This window comes from Staphylococcus sp. HMSC14D10, from assembly GCF_001808125.1.
Lineage (GTDB): Bacteria > Bacillota > Bacilli > Staphylococcales > Staphylococcaceae > Staphylococcus > Staphylococcus haemolyticus.
Genome location: NZ_KV792236.1, coordinates 1 through 24,723 on the forward strand (window position 1 = coordinate 1; position 24,723 = coordinate 24,723).

25 protein-coding genes are annotated in these 24,723 nt (G+C 32.9%); 21 read left to right on the forward strand and 4 right to left on the reverse strand.

What is annotated here, in order from left to right; all coding sequences use genetic code 11:
• Nucleotides 1-38 precede the first annotated feature (38 nt).
• Entirely contained in the window at nucleotides 39-749 is a 711-nt protein-coding gene (deoD, locus tag HMPREF3134_RS01595; RefSeq protein WP_037551894.1) for a purine-nucleoside phosphorylase, read from the reverse strand.
• 166 nt (nucleotides 750-915) lie between these two features.
• Between deoD and deoC the strand changes: the two genes are divergently transcribed.
• From deoC to HMPREF3134_RS01615, 4 genes are all read left to right on the forward strand, one after another.
• Nucleotides 916-1,578 carry a deoxyribose-phosphate aldolase gene (gene deoC, locus HMPREF3134_RS01600; protein ID WP_070440327.1) on the forward strand — a complete coding sequence of 221 codons (663 nt, stop codon included), beginning with the start codon at nucleotides 916-918 and terminating at the stop codon, nucleotides 1,576-1,578.
• A 61-nt stretch (nucleotides 1,579-1,639) separates the two neighbouring features.
• Nucleotides 1,640-2,941 (forward strand): pyrimidine-nucleoside phosphorylase, encoded by a 1,302-nt coding sequence (locus HMPREF3134_RS01605; RefSeq protein WP_070440329.1) that lies wholly within the window; start codon nucleotides 1,640-1,642, stop codon nucleotides 2,939-2,941.
• Between the two features lie 15 nt (nucleotides 2,942-2,956).
• On the forward strand, nucleotides 2,957-4,144 hold the full coding sequence (gene deoB, locus HMPREF3134_RS01610) for a phosphopentomutase (RefSeq protein WP_070440331.1): 1,188 nt from the start codon (nucleotides 2,957-2,959) through the stop codon (nucleotides 4,142-4,144).
• Entirely contained in the window at nucleotides 4,144-4,494 is a 351-nt protein-coding gene (locus tag HMPREF3134_RS01615; RefSeq protein ID WP_070440333.1) for a DoxX family protein, read from the forward strand. Before deoB ends, HMPREF3134_RS01615 begins: the two co-directional genes overlap by 1 nt.
• A 70-nt stretch (nucleotides 4,495-4,564) precedes the next feature.
• On the opposite strand, the gene HMPREF3134_RS01620 is transcribed toward HMPREF3134_RS01615, so the two are convergent.
• Entirely contained in the window at nucleotides 4,565-5,035 is a 471-nt protein-coding gene (locus HMPREF3134_RS01620) for an S-ribosylhomocysteine lyase (protein ID WP_011275212.1), read from the reverse strand.
• Nucleotides 5,036-5,290: 255 nt separating this feature from the next.
• Between HMPREF3134_RS01620 and HMPREF3134_RS01625 the strand changes: the two genes are divergently transcribed.
• From HMPREF3134_RS01625 to HMPREF3134_RS01635, 3 genes are all read left to right on the forward strand, one after another.
• On the forward strand, nucleotides 5,291-6,475 hold the full coding sequence (locus tag HMPREF3134_RS01625; RefSeq protein WP_070440335.1) for a M20 family metallopeptidase: 1,185 nt from the start codon (nucleotides 5,291-5,293) through the stop codon (nucleotides 6,473-6,475).
• Nucleotides 6,472-7,665 carry an L-aspartate--L-methionine ligase LdmS gene (locus HMPREF3134_RS01630; RefSeq protein WP_070440337.1) on the forward strand — a complete coding sequence of 398 codons (1,194 nt, stop codon included), beginning with the start codon at nucleotides 6,472-6,474 and terminating at the stop codon, nucleotides 7,663-7,665. Before HMPREF3134_RS01625 ends, HMPREF3134_RS01630 begins: the two co-directional genes overlap by 4 nt.
• A gap of 251 nt (nucleotides 7,666-7,916) precedes the next feature.
• Nucleotides 7,917-8,582, forward strand: a complete 666-nt coding sequence (locus HMPREF3134_RS01635) for a DUF2750 domain-containing protein (RefSeq protein WP_037551908.1) — start codon at nucleotides 7,917-7,919, stop codon at nucleotides 8,580-8,582.
• A gap of 335 nt (nucleotides 8,583-8,917) precedes the next feature.
• Here the strand turns inward: HMPREF3134_RS01635 and coaW are convergent, their stop codons facing one another.
• A complete protein-coding gene (gene coaW / locus HMPREF3134_RS01640) occupies nucleotides 8,918-9,718 on the reverse strand; it encodes a type II pantothenate kinase (RefSeq protein WP_070440339.1) in 801 nt (266 codons plus the stop codon).
• A gap of 191 nt (nucleotides 9,719-9,909) precedes the next feature.
• On the opposite strand from coaW, the gene HMPREF3134_RS01645 reads away from it, so the two are divergent.
• The 3 genes from HMPREF3134_RS01645 (at nucleotide 9,910) to HMPREF3134_RS01655 (ending at nucleotide 13,226) form a co-directional block, all read left to right on the forward strand.
• Nucleotides 9,910-10,770: a GNAT family N-acetyltransferase gene (locus HMPREF3134_RS01645; protein WP_037551913.1), complete on the forward strand. Its 861-nt coding sequence runs from the start codon at nucleotides 9,910-9,912 to the stop codon at nucleotides 10,768-10,770.
• A gap of 114 nt (nucleotides 10,771-10,884) precedes the next feature.
• Entirely contained in the window at nucleotides 10,885-11,403 is a 519-nt protein-coding gene (rpoE, locus tag HMPREF3134_RS01650) for a DNA-directed RNA polymerase subunit delta (protein ID WP_053025303.1), read from the forward strand.
• Nucleotides 11,404-11,618: 215 nt separating this feature from the next.
• A complete protein-coding gene (locus HMPREF3134_RS01655) occupies nucleotides 11,619-13,226 on the forward strand; it encodes a CTP synthase (protein WP_070440342.1) in 1,608 nt (535 codons plus the stop codon).
• A gap of 64 nt (nucleotides 13,227-13,290) precedes the next feature.
• Here the strand turns inward: HMPREF3134_RS01655 and HMPREF3134_RS01660 are convergent, their stop codons facing one another.
• Nucleotides 13,291-13,812 carry a DUF2529 family protein gene (locus HMPREF3134_RS01660; protein WP_070440344.1) on the reverse strand — a complete coding sequence of 174 codons (522 nt, stop codon included), beginning with the start codon at nucleotides 13,810-13,812 and terminating at the stop codon, nucleotides 13,291-13,293.
• 200 nt (nucleotides 13,813-14,012) lie between these two features.
• Here HMPREF3134_RS01660 and fdaB point away from each other — a divergent pair, with 200 nt between their 5' ends.
• From fdaB to HMPREF3134_RS01715, 11 genes are all read left to right on the forward strand, one after another.
• Nucleotides 14,013-14,870: a class IIb fructose-bisphosphate aldolase FdaB gene (gene fdaB, locus HMPREF3134_RS01665; protein WP_011275221.1), complete on the forward strand. Its 858-nt coding sequence runs from the start codon at nucleotides 14,013-14,015 to the stop codon at nucleotides 14,868-14,870.
• A 282-nt stretch (nucleotides 14,871-15,152) separates the two neighbouring features.
• Nucleotides 15,153-16,424, forward strand: a complete 1,272-nt coding sequence (locus HMPREF3134_RS01670) for a UDP-N-acetylglucosamine 1-carboxyvinyltransferase (protein WP_070440346.1) — start codon at nucleotides 15,153-15,155, stop codon at nucleotides 16,422-16,424.
• A gap of 186 nt (nucleotides 16,425-16,610) precedes the next feature.
• Nucleotides 16,611-16,946 (forward strand): winged helix-turn-helix transcriptional regulator, encoded by a 336-nt coding sequence (locus HMPREF3134_RS01675; protein ID WP_011275223.1) that lies wholly within the window; start codon nucleotides 16,611-16,613, stop codon nucleotides 16,944-16,946.
• A 168-nt stretch (nucleotides 16,947-17,114) separates the two neighbouring features.
• The gene (locus HMPREF3134_RS01680) at nucleotides 17,115-18,542 is read left to right on the forward strand and encodes an aldehyde dehydrogenase family protein (protein WP_070440348.1); all 1,428 of its coding nucleotides are present in this window, start codon (nucleotides 17,115-17,117) and stop codon (nucleotides 18,540-18,542) included.
• Nucleotides 18,543-18,808: 266 nt separating this feature from the next.
• On the forward strand, nucleotides 18,809-20,125 hold the full coding sequence (rho, locus tag HMPREF3134_RS01685) for a transcription termination factor Rho (protein ID WP_011275225.1): 1,317 nt from the start codon (nucleotides 18,809-18,811) through the stop codon (nucleotides 20,123-20,125).
• Nucleotides 20,126-20,244: 119 nt separating this feature from the next.
• Entirely contained in the window at nucleotides 20,245-20,502 is a 258-nt protein-coding gene (locus HMPREF3134_RS01690) for a type B 50S ribosomal protein L31 (RefSeq protein WP_011275226.1), read from the forward strand.
• A gap of 150 nt (nucleotides 20,503-20,652) precedes the next feature.
• A complete protein-coding gene (locus HMPREF3134_RS01695) occupies nucleotides 20,653-21,252 on the forward strand; it encodes a thymidine kinase (protein WP_053025299.1) in 600 nt (199 codons plus the stop codon).
• The gene (gene prfA / locus HMPREF3134_RS01700; RefSeq protein ID WP_011275228.1) at nucleotides 21,252-22,328 is read left to right on the forward strand and encodes a peptide chain release factor 1; all 1,077 of its coding nucleotides are present in this window, start codon (nucleotides 21,252-21,254) and stop codon (nucleotides 22,326-22,328) included. Before HMPREF3134_RS01695 ends, prfA begins: the two co-directional genes overlap by 1 nt.
• Nucleotides 22,315-23,151, forward strand: coding sequence for a peptide chain release factor N(5)-glutamine methyltransferase (prmC, locus tag HMPREF3134_RS01705; protein ID WP_070440350.1), 837 nt, complete (start codon nucleotides 22,315-22,317; stop codon nucleotides 23,149-23,151). The genes prfA and prmC overlap by 14 nt, the downstream gene beginning before the upstream one ends.
• Nucleotides 23,152-23,234: 83 nt before the next feature.
• Nucleotides 23,235-24,278, forward strand: a complete 1,044-nt coding sequence (locus HMPREF3134_RS01710; RefSeq protein ID WP_070440352.1) for an L-threonylcarbamoyladenylate synthase — start codon at nucleotides 23,235-23,237, stop codon at nucleotides 24,276-24,278.
• Nucleotides 24,275-24,691: a low molecular weight protein arginine phosphatase gene (locus HMPREF3134_RS01715; protein WP_049426597.1), complete on the forward strand. Its 417-nt coding sequence runs from the start codon at nucleotides 24,275-24,277 to the stop codon at nucleotides 24,689-24,691. The genes HMPREF3134_RS01710 and HMPREF3134_RS01715 overlap by 4 nt, the downstream gene beginning before the upstream one ends.
• Nucleotides 24,692-24,723 lie beyond the last annotated feature (32 nt).

A 24,723-nucleotide genomic window follows, 5' to 3' on the forward strand; every position in this document is an offset into this window, starting at 1 on the left:
ATTTTTAGTCATCAGTCCAATTTATTATAGAGCCGAAATTACTCGGCGATTTCCAATGCAATTTCCATCATTTGAGTAAATGAATTTTGTCTTTCTTCAGCTGTAGTTGCTTCGTCTTTTAGAATATGGTCACTAACTGTAAAAATACCTAACGCTTTTTTACTAGCATTAATTGCATTCAAGTATAAACCTGCTGATTCCATTTCTATACCCAATATTCCCATTTTTTGCCAATTATCATTGAATGTTTTATCAGCATTGTAGAATGTATCTGAAGATAAAACATTACCTACATGGCTTACTGCTCCTATTTCATCTGCTACATTTTTAGCTTTAGTGATGAGATCATAGTCAGCTATTGGAGCAAAGTGACCAGGTATATTAAATTGATCAACATAATTAGAATTTGTAGATGCTGCTTGAGCAATAATGACATCATATAAATTTACATTCTCTTGTAATGCGCCACATGAACCTACGCGAATAATAGTATCAACATCAAAGAAATTATATAACTCATAAGAATAAATACCAATACTTGGTATTCCCATCCCTGATCCCATTACAGAAACTTCTTTTCCTTTATATGTACCTGTGTAACCAAACATATTTCTAACTTCATTAAATTGTTCAACATTTTCTAAAAAGTTATCAGCAATATATTTTGCACGTAATGGATCGCCAGGCATTAAAACAGTCTTTGCGATTTTTGTTCCATTAGGTTGAATATGAGGTGTGCCATTTGTCATTAATATCTTCTCCTTATCATGATTGTTAAGATTAAGATAACATTTGTTTAACTTTTTTGCGAATTTTTGTACTATAGAAATGAGAGGACTATATTAATTTAAATAGTTAATATTCCAGTTAGATGGAATATCATTTAAATTTAACAACATATTGGAGGAAACTACTATGAATTATGCTAAATTTATTGATCACACATTATTGAAACCGGAATCTACACGTCAACAAATCGATCAAATTATTGATGAAGCCAAAGAGTATAACTTTAAATCTATTTGTGTAAATCCTACACATGTAAAATATGCAGCAGAACGATTAAATGATTCTGATGTATTGGTTTGTACCGTTATAGGTTTCCCACTTGGTGCTACTACAACTGCTACTAAAATCTTTGAAACTGAAGATGCCATTAAAAATGGCGCATCTGAAATTGATATGGTTATCAATATCGGCGCACTTAAAGATGGAAGATTTGAAGAAGTTCAAAAAGACATTGAGGGCGTAGTTGGAGCAGCAAATGAAAAAACAGTAAAAGTGATTATTGAAACTGTGCTTTTATCAGATGAAGAAAAAGTTAAAGCAAGTGAATTAGCGAAAGCAGCAGGTGCTGATTTCGTTAAAACATCAACTGGTTTTGCTGGGGGAGGCGCTACACCTGAAGATGTGAAATTAATGAAAGATACAGTGGGAGACGAATTAGAAGTTAAAGCATCAGGTGGCGTTCGCAGTTTGGAAGATTTCAATAAAATGATTGATGCAGGTGCTACGCGTATAGGTGCGAGTGCAGGTGTTCAAATTATTCAAGGCTTAGAGTCAGATTCTGATTATTAATAATGCAATTAACGTAACAGCACATAGATACAACAGCTTATTTTGAGAGGGGTTCAGAATTATGAGAATGGTAGATATTATTGAAAAAAAACGCGATGGTAAATCATTATCAAAAGAAGAAATTGAATTCTTTACCAAAGGTTACACGAATGGGGATATCCCGGATTATCAGGCATCGAGTTTAGCTATGGCTATCTTTTTCCAAGATATGAATGACGAAGAGCGCGCAGCATTAACTATGGCAATGGTTAATTCAGGTGATGTGATTGACTTATCAAAAATCAATGGTATTAAAGTTGATAAGCACTCAACAGGAGGCGTTGGTGATACAACTACATTAGTATTAGCGCCTCTAGTGGCAGCAGTGGGTGTCCCAGTAGCCAAAATGAGTGGTCGTGGCTTAGGACATACGGGTGGAACAATTGATAAATTAGAATCAATAAAAGGATTCCACGTTGAAATCTCTGAAGAGGATTTCATTAAACTTGTTAATGAAAATCAAGTAGCTGTTATTGGACAGTCAGGTAATTTAACTCCAGCTGATAAGAAACTTTATGCATTGAGAGATGTAACAGGGACAGTTAACTCAATTCCTTTAATTGCATCATCTATTATGAGTAAAAAAATTGCTGCGGGTGCTGATGCTATCGTCTTAGATGTTAAAACTGGTAATGGTGCTTTCATGAAAACATTAGAGGACGCTGAAGCGTTAGCTCATGCTATGGTTAGTATAGGGAATAATGTAGGTAGAAATACAATGGCTATTATTTCTGACATGAGCCAACCACTTGGTCGAGCGATTGGTAATGCTTTAGAATTAAAAGAAGCTATTGATACATTAAATGGTAAAGGACCAGAAGATTTAACTGAACTTGTATTAACACTCGGTTCTCAAATGGTAGTTCTAGCTAATAGAGCAAAAACACTTGAGGAAGCACGTCAATTATTAAATGAAGCAATTGAAAATGGTTCAGCTTTAGAAAAATTTAAAACATTTTTAGAGAATCAAGGTGGCGATGCCTCAGTAGTTGATGCGCCTGAACTATTACCAACAGCAACATATCAAATCGAGTATAAAGCTCAATCAAGTGGCGTAGTTTCAGAACTTATTGCTAATGAAATTGGTGTTGCTTCAATGATGTTAGGTGCAGGGAGACAAACTAAAGAGGATGAAATAGATTTAAGTGTTGGGATTGTATTAAACAAGAAAGTAGGAGACGTTGTTAAAGAGGGAGAATCTTTATTAACCATTCACAGTAATCGTGAAAATGTTGACGACGTTATTAAGAAACTTGATGAAAGTATTGAAATTCAAGCACAAGCAACAACACCAACATTAATTCATAAAATAATTACAGAGTAGGAGGGAGTGTTAAATATGACTACACCATTCAAAAGAGTACATTTAATTGTTATGGATTCAGTAGGTATCGGAGAAGCGCCTGATGCTGCAGCTTTCAATGATGAAGGATCTCATACATTAAAGCATACATTAGAAGGATTTAACCAAACGCTACCTAATTTGGAAAAATTAGGATTGGGTAATATTGAAGAATTACCTGTTGTCAATAAAGTTGAACAACCAGGTGCTTTCTATACTAAACTTAGTGAAGCTTCAGTGGGTAAAGATACCATGACAGGACATTGGGAAATCATGGGCTTAAATATTATGCAACCATTTAAAGTATATCCAAACGGATTTCCTGATGAGTTAATTCAAGAGATTGAAGAAATGACAGGTCGTAAAGTTATAGCAAATAAGCCCGCTTCAGGGACAGCCATTATTGATGAATTAGGTGAGCATCAAATGAAAACTGGGGACTTAATCGTCTATACTAGCGCTGACCCAGTACTTCAAATTGCTGCACATGAAGATATTATTCCTCTTGAAGAATTATATGATATTTGTGAAAAGGTTCGAGAATTAACTAAAGATCCTAAATACTTAATTGGTCGCGTAATTGCACGTCCGTATGTAGGTGAACCAGGAAACTTTACACGTACTTCTAATCGACATGATTACGCACTCAAACCATTTGGCAAAACTGTTATGAATACATTAAAAGATAATAACTATGATGTTATTGCTATAGGAAAAATTAATGATATTTATGATGGTGAAGGTGTAACTGAAGCAATAAGAACAAAAAATAATATGGATGGTATGGATCAATTAATTAATGTCGTAAAAAAAGATTTTAATGGCATTAGTTTCTTAAATTTAGTTGATTTTGATGCACTATATGGCCATCGTAGAGACAAAGAAGGTTATGCACAAGCTATTAAAGATTTCGACGAGCGATTACCAGAATTAATCGACAATCTTCAAGAAGATGATTTAGTTATTATCACGGCTGATCACGGAAATGACCCTATTGCCGATGGTACTGATCATACTAGAGAGTATATCCCAGTACTTATGTTTAGCCCTAAAATTGATAAATACCATGAATTATCAGGAGACAGTACGTTTAGTTCAATCGGTGCGACAATTGCAGACAATTTCAATGTGGAATTACCTGAATTTGGTAAGAGTTATTTGAATGAAATGGGAGTTGAACATTAATGAAAGTATTTCGTTATTTATTAGGTTTAGCATTTGGAACAGCTGGCGTTCTACATTTTACAAATGAACGCTCATTTAGAAATATTGTTCCAGAATACTTACCATTACGTAAAACAGCTGTTTTAGTAACAGGTGTATTTGAAATTTTCTTTGGCATTATGTTGTTATTAAAACGTCCTGCTAATTGGTTAAAAACAGGTATAAATCTTTTCTTATTAGCTGTATTACCAGCAAATATATATATGGCACGAAAAGAATTACCTTTAGGTGATAAACAAGTACCTAAATGGGCATTATATTCAAGACTACCAATGCAATTTGTTTTAATTGCACTAGTAAAAAAATTATAGAAGAAAAAAGTAAAACCACCAATACTTAAATATACTTAAGTATTGGTGGTTTTTATTTTAAATATGAAATTTATTTACCTTCACCAAAAATATCTGACCATTGATTGCGTTTATCTAAAAATGCTTGCGCAATTTCTTTTGCACCTTCAAGTGAATGACTTGCTGCCCAACCACATTGTACTTCATTGCAAGCGGGTACCTCAGTAGCTTCTAAAACATCATTTAGTGTTTTTTCAATTATATTTAACACATCTTCATAGTCGTCATGATTAATAAATGAAACATAAAAACCAGTTTGACAACCCATTGGACTTAAATCTACAACTTTATCAGTATGATTTCTAATGTTTTCAGCCATTAAATGCTCTAGTGAGTGTAACCCAGGCATTTCCATGTGTTCTTTGTTAGGTTGTTTGAAGCGAATGTCATATTTTTTAATAACATCACCATTTAAGCCTTCCATTGTACCAGCTAAACGGACGAAAGGTGCGACAACTTTAGTGTGATCTAGATTAAAACTTTCAACGTTCATTTTAGTCATGATAAATCCTCCTATATTAAATAAGCTTAATTATTAAGTTAACGATTTGATTGTATCAATAGTTAAGGGTATTTACAATTTTCAAAATTATAGTTAAACAAAGTGAATTGTGAGAAAATTTCGTAAATATAAAGTTATTTAATGACAACAATCTTTAAATCCGATAAAATAAGTAATAATTAATTGAGAAACGATATGGTTACAATATCCAAAATATTTTTAAAAATTTTTACAATAATAAGGGAGTTATGATTTATGAGTAATAAACAAGGAATTTTAGATTATATAGAGAATAATAAATATGATTATGTTGAAATTAGTCATAGAATACATGAACGCCCTGAATTAGGCAATGAAGAAATTTTTGCGTCTAGAACGCTTATAGATAAATTGAAAGAGAATGATTTCGATATAGAAACGGATATTGCTGGACATGCTACTGGATTTATAGCTACATATGATTCAGGACAAGAAGGGCCAGTTATTGGCTATTTAGCTGAATATGATGCATTACCAGGCCTAGGTCATGCATGTGGTCATAATATTATTGGAACTGCTAGTGTACTTGCGGGTTCAGCATTGAAACAAGTTATAGACCGCATCGGTGGCAAAGTTGTCGTGCTCGGTTGTCCTGCAGAAGAAGGTGGCGAAAATGGTAGTGCAAAAGCGTCATATGTTAAGGCTGATATTATCGATGCTATCGATATAGCATTAATGATTCATCCAGGTAATGCAACTTATCCAACCATTGATACACTAGCGGTGGATGTATTAGATATAAAATTTTATGGCAAAAGTGCACATGCTTCTGAAAATGCTGACGAAGCTTTAAACGCTTTAGATGCAATGATTTCATATTTTAACGGTGTAGCACAGTTAAGACAGCACATTAAAAAAAGTCAACGCGTACATGGTGTTATCTTAGACGGAGGAAAAGCTGCAAATATTATACCCGATTTTACACATGCTCGATTCTACACACGTGCAACAACTCGAAAAGAACTAGATATTTTAACAGAAAAAGTTAATCAAATTGCTAGGGGTGCCGCAATTCAAACAGGTTGCGATTATGAATTTGGCCCTATACAAAATGGTGTGAACGAATTTATTAAGACACCTAAATTAGATAAATTATTTGAAAAGTACGCGCTCGAAGTTGGTGAAGATGTAAGTCATGATGATTTTGGTTTTGGTTCAACAGATACGGGTAATGTCAGTCATATAGTACCTACGATTCATCCTCATGTGAAGATAGGATCTAGAAACTTAGTTGGTCATACACATAGATTTAGAGAGGCTGCAGCAAGTGTACATGGTGATCAAGCATTAATTCATGGTGCGAAAATTATAGCATTAATGGGATTAGAACTAATTGAAAATAAGGGATTGTTTGATGAAATTGTTCAACAGCACTCTCATATAAAGGGGGAGTCAAAATGACGATAAATGAAAAAGGTCTAAAATTAACTTTAAGTGACTTATATAATGAAAATATAGTGTATAACTCGAGACCATCTTATGTTTCAAATCCATGGTTAAAGCCAGAGGAGCATCAATCTAATTTCTTAACTGGTAGGGAAATGCTTATTGCAGATTCAATGCCAATGATTGTACATGAAGCAAGTATTACTGAAAAATTAGACCAACTATTTAATCTTGTTGGAAAAAAAGTTCCCACAAATACGTATCAATTTAAAAACCGTGAAACATATGAAGCACTCTTAAATCGAATTGTTAAAGAAGAAGGTAAAGATATATATTTTCAATATATTCATAGTGAAGATGTTGTTTCAGATAAATGCTACGCTGTAGATAAAGAGACATTTGTAGCTTTGAACAATAAAGCGCGAATACCAGAATGGACGAATCATAAATATTTACCAGAGCGAGAAATTGTATCGATAAATGATTTTAAAGCGCGCATAAAAGAATGGGATTTCCCTTTTGTAATTAAACCAGGTGATGACTTACCAACAGCTGGTGGATATGGTGTAATGATTTGCTATGATGAAGAAGACTTAGCTAAAGCAACACAACGTATTTTAGAAGCAAGTAATGCTACGGATAATTTAATTATTGAACAAAAAATTGAAGCGGTAAAGAATTATTGTGTTCAGTATGCTTATTCTGAAGAAATAGGTGTGACTTATTTAGGGACTGCACATCAAATCACTGATAAATATGGATTTTATGCTGGAAATGAAAATGTTCATGATGTTCCTCAACAAGTTATTGATGCAGGAAGAGAAATTATGGAAAATGGTGTAAAGTTGGGTTTCTTCGGTGTAGCTGGATTTGATTTACTATTAGATAAAAACGATGATGTTTTTGCCATCGATTTAAACTTTAGACAAAATGGCTCAACAAGCATGTTATTATTACAAGAAGAATTAAATTCATCATATCAGAAATTCTATAGTTACTTCTCTAATGGTGATAATGAACATTTCTTTAATACAATTTTAAAATATGTCAAAAAGGGCGTATTATATCCATTATCTTATTATGATGGTGATTGGTTTGGAAAGAATGCAGTTAATTCTCGTTTTGGTTGTATATGGACTGGAGATTCAAAAGAAGCCATAGAGAAAATTGAAAAATCCTTTTTAGTTGAATTAGATAAAAATTAAATTACCCTAATCAATATCCATTGATAGGAATATAGCAATAATTTTAAAAAGCATAATTTCAATTCTTAGCATTTAAATGAATCAAAAGATAATAATTCAATATAGTTATAGCTCTATGCGTCAATTTGGGAGCAAGACATGGCATTCATCAAGAATACAGTCTTGGTCCTTTTTTAGAATAGAAATTTGACGACATAAGTATTGTCATTTAGTATTTTAATAGTTGCAAATTAGAAATGGAGGGTTATACATTGTCTTATAAGAATGAGGCGTACTTTAAAGATGTACTGATTAATGAAGTATTTTATGTTGCTAACAAAAATAAAAAACTGGTCAGACTAAATAGTAATAACCAAGATTATGTTGGCGTTTGGACTCAAGAAGGACAAGCGGAAGACTATTTAAAACATGCGTCAATCGATTATGACCGTGTGCTAAAAATTGATATTGATACATTCGTTACATATGAATTGGATGACTTATTTGATGAGGATGATCAAGTTATCATTAATCAAACATCACAAGAAACTGGTCAAATTGTAAAAGTCGTTAAAATGACTGATGAATTAATGTCAGAGTTGGATAAAATTCGTATTAAAGAATTTGTAAAAGATGTTGCCAAAGAAGACCAAGTATTTGGTTTATCAAAACATGGCGAAAATCACTTTATATTGATTAGTGATGATAGTGAAGACAAACCTCAAATCATGCCGGTTTGGAGCTTGAAAAATAGAGCACTCAAAGTTCGTGATGAAGATTTTGAGGAATGTGAATTAATTGAAATTGAAGGTAGTGTATTTAGTGATTGGTTAGATAAGTTGCGTGATAATGACCAAGCTGTCGCAATTGATTTGAAACCTGGTGTGGTAGGAACAGTCATTTCTGCACAAAAATTATCAAATGAATTAACTTTTTAATTTGAAGCACGTAACATTTAGTGAAATCTTGTCTTTATATATACATTAATAAATAGTCGATGTTAAATATGTCGATGCAGTTAAGAATTAGATAAATTGTAGAGGGAGCAGACAGAATTAATATTTTTCAAAATTTATTTGTTGTATCCCCAGCTAGCTTAGCTTGTAGAATTTCTTAAAGAAATTCTCTTTGCTGGGGCCCGTCTGCCATGCAAGGTTACTAGAATTAAAAAGCTTGTTACAAGTACGCTTTTTAATTCAGTCAACTACTGCCAATATATATTTGTAGCCTGAGGCATTGAATTATGTCCCAGGCTCTTTTCAATAATAAGTATTTAATTTAAATAAATTGCGCCAAGTGCTCCTGAAAAAGCACCATTCTCAATGTAATATGGTTTGAAACCACGTAATACCGTATAATCTTCAATTACTTCACGTAAAAGTGGATTATTGTTGAAAGAAGACCCGATATATACAACATTCTCAGTTTTATTTTCACGAGCAACGGTTATGGCCATAGTAGTTATTACTTCACCAACAACTCCAACCACTGATGCTAATTTATTAGCAGGTGAAAAATCTACGTCTAAATTATGTAAGACGTTTCCAAAGTTAGCAGCTGTTAATTCACCTGGAATAGGTGGTTCGGTATCTTTGTAAATATGCTTAACTTTAAGATCAATCGTATCTCTATCTCCAGATTGAGCTAGATTTGTAAGTGCTTCATAATCTGTAATTTGTGATAATAAGTATCCCAGTCCTTGAATCATACCTCCACCAGTACCTACACCGCCTACACGACGTTGTTGTTTGCCATCGAAATAATGTAACGAAGTGCCTGTACCGACATTAGCGAATATATATTCGTCAATATGATGACCTTGCTCTCTAAGAAGCATACCCAAACCTTTGGATGATGCATCGAATTCAACAAATATAGTTGCATCCACATTTAAACTTTCAGCAATAACGCCTGCATTTCCGCCAGTAAGACTGATTGATTCAAAAGTGTTTGCGTTTAACCATGCAATTACTTCTGAAATGTTTGTAGTAAGTTTTGTTTCATACGAACGTCCTTGTTGAGATTCTTGGACGATTTTTATTAGCGTACCACCGGCATCTATACCGACTTTCATTCTAGTTCACCTCGTGATTTTATATGTCATATTTATAGTAAAGCAAATTAGCTAAATTTCAATAGATTATTTTTAAATTGTAAAAATTTAAAACAATTGTACCTAACTTAAAGTAGATTTTATTTTGATAAGTGTAAAAAAACAATTATAATAAAATTGATTAATTAAAAGAGGCATAGGGGTTAGTGGTTATGACTATAAAAAAACAGTTTGAAAATATAACGATTCAAGAATTTGAAGAAAAGTATAGGCAGGATGTAGTTAACTTTGAATTAAGTGAGAGACAACAAATATACTCATCCTTACCGAAATCAGTTCTAGATGATGCTCTTTCAGATTCAAATAGAGTGGCTAATATAGCTATTAATGAGTATGGTGATGTTGTTGGTTTCTTTGTATTACATCAATATTATCAACATGAAGGGTATGATACACCTGAGAATGTTGTATATGTAAGATCATTATCAATTAATGAGAAGTTTCAAGGAAATGGCTATGGAACTACGATGATGATGTATTTACCTCAATATGTACAAGATTTATTCCCTGATTTCAATCACTTGTATCTGGTTGTCGATGCTGAAAATAAAGGGGCTTGGAATGTGTATGAACGTGCTGGTTTTATGCACACTGCTACTAAAGAAGAAGGTCCTATTGGTAAAGAACGCTTATATTATTTGGACTTAGATTCAAAACATGTGTCTTCACTACGATTAACTGAAAATGAAGCATCAAGCATTTCATCTTATAGTGTTGTTGATTTACTAAAAGATAACCAAAAGGTAGGTTTTATAGCACTTGAACAAACGGATAATCGAATTGATATTGTAGCTATTGAAGTGTATAAAGAACAACGAAAAGAAGGTATCGCTGAAAGTGCATTAAGACAAATTCCTACATATGTACGAAAGCATTTCAAACAAGCTAAAACGATTATGATTACGTTATTTGGTGAAAACAATGAATTAAAATCATTATGTGTAAATAGTGGTTTCGTAGAAATTGATCAGTCAGATGATTTAGTTATTTTCGAGAAATATGTAAATTACTGAGATAATCGTAATTGCGAAATCGTGTATTGTCATTTATAATTTATTTTTGTTACTATTAATTAATGAAATCTAACGACATAATTAAAAAATTCTTCGAAAGGAAGATTAGCTATAATGAAAATCCAAGATTATACTAAAGAAATGGTTGATGAAAAGTCATTTATAGATATGGCTTATACGTTATTAAATGATAAAGGTGCAACGATGAATTTATACGATATCATCGATGAATTCAAAGATTTAGGTGGTTATGAATTTGAAGAGATTGAAAATCGTGTAGTTCAGTTCTATACAGACTTAAATACAGATGGACGTTTCTTAAACATTGGTGAAAATCAATGGGGATTACGTGATTGGTATTCTGTAGACGATATTGAAGAAAAAATCGCACCTACAATTCAAAAATTCGATATTCTTGATGATGAAGATGAAGAAGATAAAAATCTTAAATTATTGGGTGATGACGAAATGGATGACGACGATGACATTCCTGCCCAAACGGATGATCAAGAAACTTTAGACGACCCTGAAGATGAACAAGTAGAAGACGAGATTAGTGAATCAGATTTAGTAATTGAAGATGACGAAGATGATGAACTCGACGAAGAAGACGAGGACGAATTCGAAGACTAAGAAGATTTTAAAACTAAATTTTAGTTTTAATTGACTTTTACTAAAAAAATGATAGAATTTTATTCGGGCTCCTTTAAATAGGACACGTGTATAAATCATATACGCTCCCCTTACAGATATGTGAGAGGGAGCGATTTTTTTATTTTTCAAAATTGATTATTTAAAAAGAATAAATAGGTAAGGAAGCATCCCTTTATAAATTAGGAGGTCAGGAAATGACAAAATTTATTTTTGTAACGGGCGGAGTAGTATCATCATTAGGAAAAGGTATCACAGCCGCTTCTCTAGGTAGATTGTTAAAAGATAGAGGCTTAAAAGTAACAATTCAAAAATTTGATCCATATTTAAATGTTGACCCAGGAACTATGAGTCCGTATCAACATGGAGAAGTATTTGTTACAGATGATGGTGCTGAAACTGACTTAGATTTAGGACACTATGAGCGTTTTATTGATATTAATTTAAATAAATATTCAAATGTTACAGCTGGGAAAGTTTATTCACATGTACTCAAGAAAGAACGTCGTGGTGATTACTTAGGTGGAACAGTTCAAGTTATTCCACATATTACTAATGAAATTAAAGAACGTTTACTACTTGCTGGTGAGAGTACAAACGCAGATGTAGTTATTACTGAAATCGGTGGTACAACTGGTGACATTGAATCACTTCCATTTATCGAAGCAATTAGACAGATTAGAAGTGATTTAGGTCGTGAAAACGTAATGTATGTACATTGTACATTGCTTCCATACATTAAAGCTGCTGGTGAAATGAAAACAAAACCAACACAACACAGTGTTAAGGAACTACGTGGTTTAGGTATTCAACCGGATTTAATTGTAGTGCGTACAGAATATGAAATGACACAAGATTTAAAAGATAAAATTGCTTTATTCTGTGATATTAATAAAGAGAGCGTTATAGAATGTAGAGACGCATCATCTTTATATGAAATTCCATTACAATTAAGTGCACAGGATATGGATGACATTGTCATCAAGCGATTAGATTTAGATGCTAAATATGAAACGCAATTAGATGAATGGCAATATTTACTAGATACCGTTAATTCACTTGATGGTACAATCACGATTGGATTAGTAGGTAAATATGTTAGCTTACAAGATGCATACTTATCTGTTGTAGAGTCATTGAAACATGCTGGCTACCCATTGAAGAAAGACGTTGTAGTTAAGTGGATTGATTCTGGCGAAGTTAATGATAATAATGTTGAAGACTATTTAAAAGATGTAGATGGCATTCTTGTACCAGGTGGATTTGGATTTAGAGCAAGCGAGGGTAAAATTGCTGCAATTAAATACGCTCGTGAAAATAATGTTCCATACTTTGGTATTTGCTTAGGTATGCAATTAGCGACTGTTGAGTTTGCACGTAATGTACTAGGTTTAGAGGGAGCACACTCAGCAGAACTTGATCCTAGCACACCTTATCCAATTATTGATTTATTACCTGAGCAAAAGGATATTGAAGATTTAGGTGGCACGTTACGTTTAGGATTATATCCATGTAAAATTAAAGAAAACACATTGGCACATCAAATTTATGACGTAATAAATATTGAAGAAAGACACCGCCATAGATATGAATTTAATAATGAATTTAGAGAACAATTAGAAGCTAATGGTATGGTGTTCTCTGGTACTAGTCCAGATGGTCGATTAGTAGAAATGGTAGAAATTCCAGAGAATGACTTCTATATCGCATGTCAATTCCATCCTGAATTCTTATCAAGACCTAACAGACCTCAACCTATTTTCAAATCGTTTGTAGAAGCGGCTTATAAACATCAAAATAAATAATATAATAAATCAACCCTTACGTACTGAAATGGTGACGTAAGGGTTGATTTTATAATGAATGACATCACAACTCTAAATCTCGTGTCATTTCAATCATTTGAGTGTAAATTTCATAATATATGTAATTAAAAGATATCGTATGAGGTTGAACAACTTTATCATAATCTTCAGTATAAACAATTGGTCTAGGGGTAGCTAGATTGATGAAATGTATAAAGTGTTCTGGTATTTTTGAATCTTTGGGTCGATTACAAATTAAGACAACATCTATATTGTTATCTACTAATGTTTGTAAATCTTTAGCTACTTCTTCAGTGTAAAATGGTGAAAAGAGTAACACGCGATCTGTTGAATCTATATCATCAAATGTTGTGAGCGTGGATAATAATTTACTAGATTTAAGGTGCTCTTCACTTTCTATAACGAAAGGCTCGAAAAATTTCAAATCGCCATAGCCTTTAATGTATACATAACCTTCGCCACCGATTGCTTGTATTAGACATTGAGCAGCCATTTGAATATCTAAAGCTTGATCTTCTAACCGATTAAATATACCCGTTAATTGAGTTTGTAATATTTTAGACATGTTGTTCCTCCGTTTCATATGTATTGTAAATAAACTCAAACTTATGTGCAATAAAACCGTTCATATATTGAATTATTAATAATTTAGTATTTAATAGTAAAAGTTTATTTTAAATCAAGCATGCATTCACATGCAATTCAAAAAAATATCTGATATAATGATTTTAAAAATTGTGCAGTTGCACACAAGGAGGAACTTTCATGCCATTAGTTTCAATGAAAGAAATGTTAATCGATGCGAAAGAAAATGGTTATGCGGTTGGTCAATACAACTTAAATAACTTAGAATTTACACAAGCTATTTTAGAAGCTTCACAAGAAGAGAACGCGCCAGTTATCTTAGGTGTTTCAGAAGGTGCTGCACGTTATATGAGTGGTTTCTATACAGTAGTTAAAATGGTTGAAGGTTTAATTCATGACTTAAATATTACTGTACCTGTAGCTATTCACTTAGACCATGGTTCAAGCTTTGAAAAATGTAAAGAAGCGATTGATGCTGGATTCACTTCAGTAATGATCGATGCTTCTCATAGTCCTTTTGAAGAAAATATCGAAATTACTTCAAAAGTTGTAGAGTATGCTCATCAACATGGTGTATCAGTAGAAGCTGAATTAGGAACAGTTGGTGGACAAGAAGATGATGTTGTAGGTGGCATTATTTATGCTGATCCTAAAGAATGCCAAGAATTAGTTGAAAGAACTGGCATTGATACTTTAGCTCCAGCATTAGGTTCAGTTCACGGGCCATATAAAGGTGAACCTAAATTAGGATTCAAAGAAATGGAAGAAATTGGTGCATCAACTGGTTTACCATTAGTTTTACATGGTGGTACTGGTATCCCAACTAAAGACATTCAAAAAGCAATCCCTTATGGTACTGCTAAAATTAATGTCAATACTGAAAACCAAATTGCTTCAGCTAAAGCAGTAAGAGAAGTTTTAAATAATGATCAAGATGTATATGATCCACGTAAATATTTAGGACCTGCTCGTGAAGCGATTAAAGAAACAGTTAAAGGTAAAATTAGAGAATTTGGTACATCTAATCGTGCTAAATAAATAATTTAATTGAAGATGTTTTGAAATAGGAGTGAAACGTTAAGTCGTTTCACTCTTTTTCTTTATAATTTGAGTATTCATATTTAAATGTTTTTCAAAAATGATTTATAATATTTGTATATATAATTCTCGAATTAGTTCTATAAATTTTGAATCGATAATTTTAAAAATTGCAATTATCAATAATTCGTAATAATTTATGTTTTACAAATAAAGAATATGTATTTTATAATGTTACTAATGTATTATTTTAAATAAATGAGAAACAAAGGAGATAAACTTATGACTCAAGAGGTAATAAAAATTCGCGGTGGTCAAACACTAAAGGGAGACGTTACGATAAGTGGTGCCAAAAATAGTGCGGTAGCAATTATCCCAGCAACATTATTAGCTCAAGGCCAAGTTAAATTAGATGGCTTACCACAAATTTCCGATGTAGAAACGCTAGTTAGTTTATTGGAAGATTTAAATATTAAAGCCCATTTAAATGGAAAAACTTTAGAAGTAGATACTTCAGAAATTGAAAATGCACCACTGCCTAACAATAAAGTTGAATCTCTTAGAGCATCTTATTACATGATGGGAGCAATGTTAGGGCGTTTTAAAAAATGTGTAATAGGTTTACCTGGTGGTTGTCCATTAGGACCACGTCCAATTGATCAACATATTAAAGGTTTTAAAGCATTAGGAGCAGAAATAGATGAATCAAATGATACATCTATTAAAATAGAAGCTAAAGAACTACATGGTGCTAATATCTTCTTAGATATGGTTAGTGTAGGCGCAACAATCAACATTATGTTGGCAGCTGTTCATGCAACTGGTCAAACAGTCATTGAAAATGCAGCTAAAGAACCTGAAGTTGTAGATGTTGCTAATTTCTTGAATAGTCTTGGCGCAGATATTAAAGGGGCAGGAACAAGTACGTTAAAAATTAATGGTGTTGATAGCTTACATGGTTCTGAATACCAAATTATCCCTGATCGTATTGAAGCAGGGACGTACATGTGTATAGCGGCAGCAGTTGGAGAAGAAATTACTATTAATAATATTGTTCCAAAACATGTTGAAGCACTTACTGTTAAATTAAAAGAACTTGGTGTAGACATCCAAGTAGATGGTGATGCTGAAAAAGCAATCATCAAACGCAAATCATCTTATAAAAATGTAGATATTAAAACTTTAGTATACCCTGGGTTTGCAACAGATTTACAACAACCAATCACGCCTTTATTATTTATGGCAGATGGCCCTTCATTTGTAACAGAAACAATATATCCTGCACGTTTTAAACATGTCGATGAGTTAAAAAACATGGGTGCTAATATTGAAGCCGATATGGAAACTGGAACTGCTACAATTAAACCATCATCACTTAATGGTGCTAAAGTATATGCAAGTGATTTGCGTGCAGGTGCATGTTTAATTATTGCAGGTCTTTTAGCTGAAGGCGTTACTACAATTTATAACGTTAGACATATTTATAGAGGCTATACTGACATTGTTAAGCATTTGAAAGAATTAGGTGCAAATATTTGGACTGAAGAAGTCTAAAGGTATTGATAAGTTAATATTGACAGTTTCAACTCTCGACATATTAGCTTTTTCTGGTATAATAATTATATTAGATACTAATAAGATTTTGGTTTATAGATATCATTAAAGCCTATACAATGTTTATATTTATAAGCGATTTTTAGTACCTACAATCTAAAGAAGTTTTGAATAGAGGTGAAGACAATGGAAATCTGTCCATATCTTGAAGAAACCTTTAAAATTGTTGGTAGAAGTTGGAACGGTTTAATCATTAATTATCTATCACGATGCACTGATTATACTGCGCACTTTTCCGATATGAAAAGGGATTTAAAGACCATTACACCACGTGCATTAAGTATTAAATTAACTGATTTAGGTGAATGGGGATTAGTTGAAAAGAAAGTAGTCTCAACTAGTCCAGTTTCAATCATTTATGAATTGACTGATAAAGGTAAAGCTTTAGCAGAAGCTTTAAAACCCATTGAAAAATGGGCTCAAGAACATGTAACACTTGAAGAAGAAGTTAAATCTAAATAATATAATAAAGAGTTTTGTGCTTTATATTGAATGAATAATCACTTTTATAATTGTTCATCATTGCTAGGTGCAAAACTCTTTTGTTATTTCATACTAAGATGGTATGTTTAATTTTCAATGAAAAAAGGTATACAAATGACATAGTGATTCTTAAGGAGTGAAGAATTTATGAGAAATTATACTCAACAATATATAAATGGCGAATGGATTGATAGCGATAGTAATGAAACGATTGAAGTAATCAATCCAGCAACTGAAGAAGTTATTGGTAAAGTAGCTAAAGGTAATGCTAATGATGTGGAAAAAGCAGTAGAAGCTGCAAATAACGTTTATTTAGAATTTCGTCATAGTTCAGTGAAAGAAAGAAAAGAACTATTAGATAAAATTGTAGAAGAATATAAAAATAGAAAACAAGATATTGTAGAAGCCATAACGGATGAATTAGGTGCACCTTTAACAGTATCTGAGAATGTCCACTACCAAATGGGACTAAATCATTTTGAAGAGGCAAGTAGAGCACTAGATTCATTCGAATTTGAAGAAAGACGTGGAGATGCATTAGTTATTAAAGAGGCAATTGGTGTTTCAGGCCTAGTAACACCTTGGAATTTCCCAACTAATCAAACTTCATTGAAATTAGCAGCCGCTTTTGCAGCAGGTAGTCCTGTTGTTCTAAAACCTTCAGAAGAAACACCATTTGCTGCAGTCATTTTAGCTGAAATATTTGATAAAGTAGGCGTACCAAAAGGTGTATTTAATCTTGTTAATGGTGACGGTGAAGGTGTAGGTAATCCACTAAGTGAACATCCAAAAGTTAGAATGATGTCATTTACTGGTTCAGGACGCACAGGTTCAAAAATAATGGAAAAAGCTTCTAAGGATTTCAAAAAAGTATCACTTGAATTAGGCGGTAAATCGCCTTATATCGTATTAGATGATGTTGATGTTAAAGAAGCAGCGAAAGCAACTACTGGCAAAGTAGTTAATAACACAGGTCAAGTATGTACTGCAGGTACTCGTATTTTAATTCCTGAAAGCAAAAAAGAAGACTTATTAACTGCACTTAAAGAAGAATTTAGTAAAGTTAAAGTTGGAGATCCACGAGAAGAAGGTACTCAAGTTGGACCGATTATTAGTAAGAAACAATTTGATACAGTCCAATCATATATTGATAAAGGTATTGAAGAAGGTGCAGAGTTATTCTACGGTGGTCCTGGTAAACCTGAAGGATTAAATACTGGTTATTTCGCGAGACCAACTATTTTTATCAATGTCGACAATGACATGACAATTGCTCAAGAAGAAATCTTTGGACCAGTTGCTTCTGTAATCACATATAATGATTTAGATGAAGCAATCAAAATTGCTAATGATACTAAATATGGATTAGCAGGATATGTAATAGGTAAAGATAAAGAAACACTTCAAAAAGTAGCTCGTTCAATTGAAGCAGGTAGAATTGAAATCAATGAAGCTGGAAACCAACCAGATTTACCATTTGGTGGATATAAACAATCTGGAATTGGTAGTGAGTGGGGCGATTATGGTATAGAAGAGTTCTTAGAAGTGAAATCAATTGCTGGTTATTTCAGTTAATTTAAAAAATTAATTTATATATTATTTGTATCAGTTCATGGAATATTTTTAGTTCCATGAGCTGTTTTATTTTTGGAAATTTAATAAAATCGTTTTGTATTTAAATTGAAAATTTGCTATATTAATTCTAGTATTCAAGACTTTAAATATTATTTTATGAGATATCCTAAATAGACTTAGTGAGTTCTTGAAATGAAACTATTTAAAATATCTCTTTTCTAATCAAATTGAAGTCTTTATAAATATATAAGAAATGGGTGCAATTTATGCCTGAAAAAGTACGTACATCTCCACAGTATGAGTCGTTTCATGAATTGTATAAAAATTACACAACGAAAGAATTAACACAAAAAGCAAAAACATTAAAACTTACTAATTATAGTAAATTGAATAAGAGTGAATTAGTTTTAGCTATCATGGAAGCCCAAATGGAAAAAGATGGTAACTATTACATGGAGGGTGTCTTAGATGATATCCAGCCTGATGGTTATGGGTTCCTAAGAACAGTCAACTATTCAAAAGGTGAAAAAGATATTTATATATCTGCAAGTCAAATACGACGTTTCGAAATTAAACGTGGTGATAAAGTAACCGGAAAAGTTCGTAAACCTAAAGATAATGAAAAATATTATGGTTTATTGCAAGTTGACTTTGTTAATGATGAGAATGCTGAAGTTGTAAAAAAACGCCCTCACTTTCAAGCTTTAACGCCTCTCTATCCTGAGGAAAGAATCGTTTTAGAAACAGATCCCCAAAATTATTCAACACGTATAATGGATTTAGTTACGCCTATTGGTCTAGGTCAACGTGGACTTATTGTTGCACCTCCTAAAGCGGGTAAAACGTCTTTATTAAAAGAAATTGCAAATGCGATTAGTAAAAATAAACCTGATGCAAAATTATTTATTTTATTAGTTGGGGAACGTCCAGAAGAAGTAACTGATATTGAAAGATCCGTTGAATCTGCTGAAGTAGTGCACTCGACTTTTGATGAGCCACCAGAACACCATGTTAAAGTGGCTGAATTATTACTAGAACGTGCTAAACGATTAGTTGAGATTGGTCAAGATGTTATTATTCTGATGGACTCAATTACTCGATTGGCAAGAGCGTATAACTTAGTTATACCACCAAGTGGAAGAACATTATCAGGTGGTCTTGATCCTGCTTCATTACACAAACCTAAAGCATTCTTTGGTGCAGCGCGTAACATTGAAGCAGGAGGAAGTTTAACGATATTAGCCACTGCATTAGTTGAAACTGGATCACGCATGGATGATATGATTTATGAAGAATTCAAAGGAACAGGAAATATGGAACTTCATCTTGATCGTAAATTATCTGAACGTCGAATTTTCCCTGCGATTGATATTGGAAGAAGTTCTACGCGTAAAGAAGAATTACTAATTAGTAAATCTGAACTTGATTCACTATGGCAGTTAAGAAACATGTTTACAGACTCTACAGATTTCACAGAAAGATTTATTAGAAAATTAAAACGCTCTAAAAGTAATAAAGAATTTTTCCAACAGTTGCAAAAGGCTGCTGAAGAAAGTACAAAAACAGGAAAACCGATTATTTAACGAATGTCTGTTTGAGGGTTGCGTTTTAATCTAATAACTATTATAATTACCAAGTATTGGGTAAAAAACTCACAAATAACTCTGTTCCAGATGGTTCAGGGCAAAGGAGCTGAAAATTAATGAGACAAGGAATCCATCCTGATTATCACAAAGTTATCTTTTTAGATACAACTACTAACTTTAAATTTTTAAGTGGTTCAACTAAAACATCTTCAGAAACAATGGAATGGGAAGATGGTAATGAATACCCAGTTATTCGTTTAGATGTATCTTCTGATTCACACCCATTCTACACAGGACGTCAAAAATTCGCTGCTGCGGATGGTCGTGTGGAACGTTTCAACAAAAAGTTTGGTCTCAAATCAAACAACAACTAATTATAAGTTTAAACTGTCTGCCTAATCTATTTTATATAGAAATGCGTAGACAGTTTTTTTAAATTTAAGTAGTATTTAAAGTGATATTTATAATACATAGAAATATGATATAATTAAGCGATTATGTTTTTGTAAAAGGTGGAACTTATAATGTATGAAACTTACCATTCCGGTTGGATTGAATGCATTACTGGAAGTATGTTTAGCGGTAAGTCAGAAGAACTAATTCGTAGACTAAGACGAGGGATATACGCTAAACAAAAAGTAGTAGTGTTTAAACCAGCGATTGATGATCGTTATCATAAAGAAAAAGTTGTTTCTCATGACGGTAATGAATTAGAAGCAATTAATATTTCTAGTTCAAGAGATATATTATTACAGGATTTGTCTCATGTTGATGTCATTGGTATTGATGAGATTCAATTTTTCGATAAAGAAATTGTAAATATAGTGGAGAAGCTTGCTGAAAATGGCCATCGAGTAGTGGTTGCAGGCTTAGATATGGATTTCAGAGGGGAACCATTCGAACCCATGCCACAAATCATGGCGGTAAGTGAACAAGTTACTAAATTACAGGCTGTATGTGCAGTATGTGGTTCATCATCAAGTAGAACACAACGCTTAATCGATGGACAGCCAGCTAAAGTAGATGATCCTATCATTTTAGTTGGGGCAAATGAAAGTTATGAACCGAGATGTCGTGCACATCATATCGTAGCACCAAGTACAAGTGACGAGGAGGAAATGTAGTGTTTGACCAATTAGATATCGTTGAAGAAAGATATGAACAACTCAATGAAATGTTAAGTGACCCTGAGATTGTTAATGATTCAGATAAGTTACGTAAATATTCAAAAGAACAAGCTGATTTACAAAAAACAGTTGATGTATATAGAGATTATAAAAGTAAAAAAGAAGAAATTGCTGAAATTGATGAAATGTTAAATGAAACAGAAGATAAAGAAGAAATTGAAATGTTGAAAGAGGAAAGTGCTAGTTTGAAAAGTGCGATTCCTGAGTTGGAAGAACAACTTAAATTTTTATTAATTCCAAAAGATCCTAATGATGAGAAAGACGTTATCGTTGAAATCAGAGCAGCAGCAGGTGGGGATGAAGCGGCAATCTTCGCTGGCGACTTACTAAGAATGTATAGTAAGTATGCAGAATCTCAAAACTTTAAAACTGAAATTGTTGAAGCGGCTGAAAGTGACCATGGTGGTTATAAAGAAATTAGTTTCTCAGTTTCAGGTAGCGGTGCTTATAGTAAATTAAAATTTGAAAATGGTGCACACCGAGTTCAACGTGTACCTGAAACAGAATCAGGTGGACGAATTCATACTTCAACAGCGACAGTTGCTGTTCTTCCTGAAGTTGAAGATGTTGAGATTGAAATCCGAAATGAAGATTTGAAAATAGACACCTATCGCTCAAGTGGTGCTGGTGGTCAGCACGTTAATACAACTGACTCAGCTGTTCGTATCACTCACTTACCTACTGGTGTTATTGCAACTTCTTCTGAAAAATCTCAAATTCAAAACCGTGAAAAAGCGTTGAAAGTTTTAAAAGCACGTTTATATGATATGAAATTACAGGAAGAACAACAAAAATATGCAGCACAACGTAAATCAGCAGTGGGTACAGGAGATAGGTCTGAAAGAGTTAGAACATATAATTATCCACAAAGCCGTGTAACTGACCATAGAATAGGATTAACTTTACAAAAGTTAGATCAAATTATGGAAGGTAAATTAGATGAAATTATTGATGCATTAACTTTATCTGAACAAACTGAGAAATTGAAAGAACTAAACAATGGTGAACTTTAAAGAACAATTAGATTATGCGATTAAACAAGCTGTAGATAAGGGTTATGAACAATCGAGAGCAGAATGGTTGATGCTTGATTTGTTTGGGTGGTCAAGAACTGATTATTTAATTCACATGTATGATGACATGTCAAAAGCAGAAGAAATCAAGTTTTCACTTGCGACTGAACGGATGCTTTTAGGTGAACCTATACAATATATTGTTGGTTTTCAATCTTTCTATGGCTATCAATTTCAAGTTAATGAACATTGTTTAATTCCACGTCCTGAAACGGAGGAAGTGATGTTGCATTTTCTTGAAAATTGTAAATCAAGTGCTACAATCGCTGATATTGGAACTGGTAGTGGTGTTTTAGCTGTTACTTTAAAAAAGTTAAATAAAGATTTTACTGTTTATGCAACAGACATTCTCCAAGAGACCTTAGAAGTTGCATCAGATAATGCGCATTATCATGAGGTAGCTGTAACTTTTTTTAAAGGCAATGCATTGAAACCTTTCATACAAAAGAATATAAAATTGGATGGTATTGTTTCTAATCCACCATATATTGATGTAGATGAGATAGAAATGATGGAGAACACAGTTGTTAAGTATGAACCTCATATAGCATTGTTTGCAGAGAATAAGGGTTTCGCTATTTATGAATTAATCCTTAATGATTTGCCTAAAGTTTTAAATAAAGATGCTTTTGTCACCTTTGAAATTGGTTATAACCAGGGTGAAAGGTTAAAAAATATTATTTTAGAAAAGTATCCAAAACTTGATGTTAAAGTTGTTAAAGATATAAATGGTAATGAAAGAATAGTGTCATTTAAATGGTAAAACTCAAAGTTACTTATCTGATAAAATTTAGATGAGTAACTTTTCATATATATGAATAAAACAATAATGAAGGAGTGAGCTTGATGAAAACTGAGATATGGGATATGCGTGATTATCAAGAATCGCCATTGGATTATCCAGAATTGGAAAATATAAAACAGGTATATAATGATGGTGGGTTAATTGCAATTCCAACAGAGACTGTTTACGGATTGGGTGCAGATGCTCGAAACCAACATGCAGTTTCAAACATATATCAAGCCAAAGGACGTCCTTCTGACAATCCATTAATTGTCCATATACATGATAAATCTCAGCTTGATCAAATTATTTCTCATTTGCCTGAAGAAGCCAAATGTTTGATGGATGAATTTTGGCCTGGACCTATTTCATTTATTTTACCTTTAAGACAGGGTTATCTTTGTGAGAAAGTAACAGGTGGCTTACAATCAATTGCGGTAAGAATGCCAAGTCATCCAATAGGAAGAGCTATACTTCAATACATTGATATGCCTATCGCTGCCCCTAGTGCTAATGTAAGTGGGCGACCTTCTCCTACAACCTTTCGACACGTTTTTAATGATTTAAATGGCAAAATTGACGGTATAGTCAATGGTGATCAAAGTGAAGAAGGATTAGAAAGCACCGTGCTAGATTGTACACAGTTTCCTTTCAGAATAGCAAGACCAGGATCAATAACACAAGCAATGCTCAATGATGTTTTACCAGGAAGTGTTGAGGATTATTATTATGACGCCAGTAGCCAACCAATAGCACCTGGAATGAAGTATAAACACTATGCCCCTGATATACCAGTAACGATGCTAACGCATCTTAGTGAACCTATTAAAACAATTAAAGAATGGAGTAATACAGCTTTTATTTTACCGGAAACTTTGAAGCAGTATGCTCCAAGTGATGCACTATTCATTAAACTTTGTAAAGATGAAAAAGATATAAGACAAGCTAATCATAATTTGTATCAAATACTTCATAGTATTGATGAAAATCCATCAATAGATCAAGCATATATTTATGCTTTTGATAAAACAGATGAATCTGAAGCAATTATGAATCGGATTATTAAAGCTACAGGTAATCACATTGTTAGAGGTGAGAACTTATGAGAATAACATTTGTATGTACTGGAAACACTTGCCGAAGTCCAATAGCCGAAAGTATCGCGAAGAAAATGCTTGTAGATGACACAATTAATTCTAGAGGACTGTTCGCGATTGATGGTCAATCCGTATCACCAGAGTCATTAGAAGTCATTATGGAGCATAATTTTCCTGAACCTACTGTAGCTAAGCAATTTAGTGAGAATGATTTGAATAGTGACTTAATTTTAACGATGACAGATATGCATAAACAACAACTGGTTTCTCATTACGGTGACAATGGTCGCATTTATCAACTCAGTGAATATGTTGGAGAAATAGGTGACATTGTTGATCCTTTTGGTGGTAGCATAGATACTTACTGTCAAACGTTTGAACAACTTCTGTATTTGATAGGTAAGTTACGTACAAATTCATAAGCCAAATATTATACAATTAGTATATGTTAAGC

Excerpts from the sequence above, each read along its gene's own strand:
- deoD (WP_037551894.1), bottom strand. The coding sequence starts at position 749 with ATGACAAATGGCACACCTCATATTCAACCTAATGGAACAAAAATCGCA.
- deoC (WP_070440327.1), top strand. The coding sequence starts at position 916 with ATGAATTATGCTAAATTTATTGATCACACATTATTGAAACCGGAATCT.
- HMPREF3134_RS01605 (WP_070440329.1), top strand. The coding sequence starts at position 1,640 with ATGAGAATGGTAGATATTATTGAAAAAAAACGCGATGGTAAATCATTA.
- deoB (WP_070440331.1), top strand. The coding sequence starts at position 2,957 with ATGACTACACCATTCAAAAGAGTACATTTAATTGTTATGGATTCAGTA.
- HMPREF3134_RS01615 (WP_070440333.1), top strand. The coding sequence starts at position 4,144 with ATGAAAGTATTTCGTTATTTATTAGGTTTAGCATTTGGAACAGCTGGC.
- HMPREF3134_RS01620 (WP_011275212.1), bottom strand. The coding sequence starts at position 5,035 with ATGACTAAAATGAACGTTGAAAGTTTTAATCTAGATCACACTAAAGTT.
- HMPREF3134_RS01625 (WP_070440335.1), top strand. The coding sequence starts at position 5,291 with ATGAGTAATAAACAAGGAATTTTAGATTATATAGAGAATAATAAATAT.
- HMPREF3134_RS01630 (WP_070440337.1), top strand. The coding sequence starts at position 6,472 with ATGACGATAAATGAAAAAGGTCTAAAATTAACTTTAAGTGACTTATAT.
- coaW (WP_070440339.1), bottom strand. The coding sequence starts at position 9,718 with ATGAAAGTCGGTATAGATGCCGGTGGTACGCTAATAAAAATCGTCCAA.
- HMPREF3134_RS01645 (WP_037551913.1), top strand. The coding sequence starts at position 9,910 with ATGACTATAAAAAAACAGTTTGAAAATATAACGATTCAAGAATTTGAA.
- rpoE (WP_053025303.1), top strand. The coding sequence starts at position 10,885 with ATGAAAATCCAAGATTATACTAAAGAAATGGTTGATGAAAAGTCATTT.
- HMPREF3134_RS01655 (WP_070440342.1), top strand. The coding sequence starts at position 11,619 with ATGACAAAATTTATTTTTGTAACGGGCGGAGTAGTATCATCATTAGGA.
- HMPREF3134_RS01660 (WP_070440344.1), bottom strand. The coding sequence starts at position 13,812 with ATGTCTAAAATATTACAAACTCAATTAACGGGTATATTTAATCGGTTA.
- fdaB (WP_011275221.1), top strand. The coding sequence starts at position 14,013 with ATGCCATTAGTTTCAATGAAAGAAATGTTAATCGATGCGAAAGAAAAT.
- HMPREF3134_RS01670 (WP_070440346.1), top strand. The coding sequence starts at position 15,153 with ATGACTCAAGAGGTAATAAAAATTCGCGGTGGTCAAACACTAAAGGGA.
- HMPREF3134_RS01675 (WP_011275223.1), top strand. The coding sequence starts at position 16,611 with ATGGAAATCTGTCCATATCTTGAAGAAACCTTTAAAATTGTTGGTAGA.
- HMPREF3134_RS01680 (WP_070440348.1), top strand. The coding sequence starts at position 17,115 with ATGAGAAATTATACTCAACAATATATAAATGGCGAATGGATTGATAGC.
- rho (WP_011275225.1), top strand. The coding sequence starts at position 18,809 with ATGCCTGAAAAAGTACGTACATCTCCACAGTATGAGTCGTTTCATGAA.
- HMPREF3134_RS01690 (WP_011275226.1), top strand. The coding sequence starts at position 20,245 with ATGAGACAAGGAATCCATCCTGATTATCACAAAGTTATCTTTTTAGAT.
- HMPREF3134_RS01695 (WP_053025299.1), top strand. The coding sequence starts at position 20,653 with ATGTATGAAACTTACCATTCCGGTTGGATTGAATGCATTACTGGAAGT.
- prmC (WP_070440350.1), top strand. The coding sequence starts at position 22,315 with ATGGTGAACTTTAAAGAACAATTAGATTATGCGATTAAACAAGCTGTA.
- HMPREF3134_RS01710 (WP_070440352.1), top strand. The coding sequence starts at position 23,235 with ATGAAAACTGAGATATGGGATATGCGTGATTATCAAGAATCGCCATTG.
- HMPREF3134_RS01715 (WP_049426597.1), top strand. The coding sequence starts at position 24,275 with ATGAGAATAACATTTGTATGTACTGGAAACACTTGCCGAAGTCCAATA.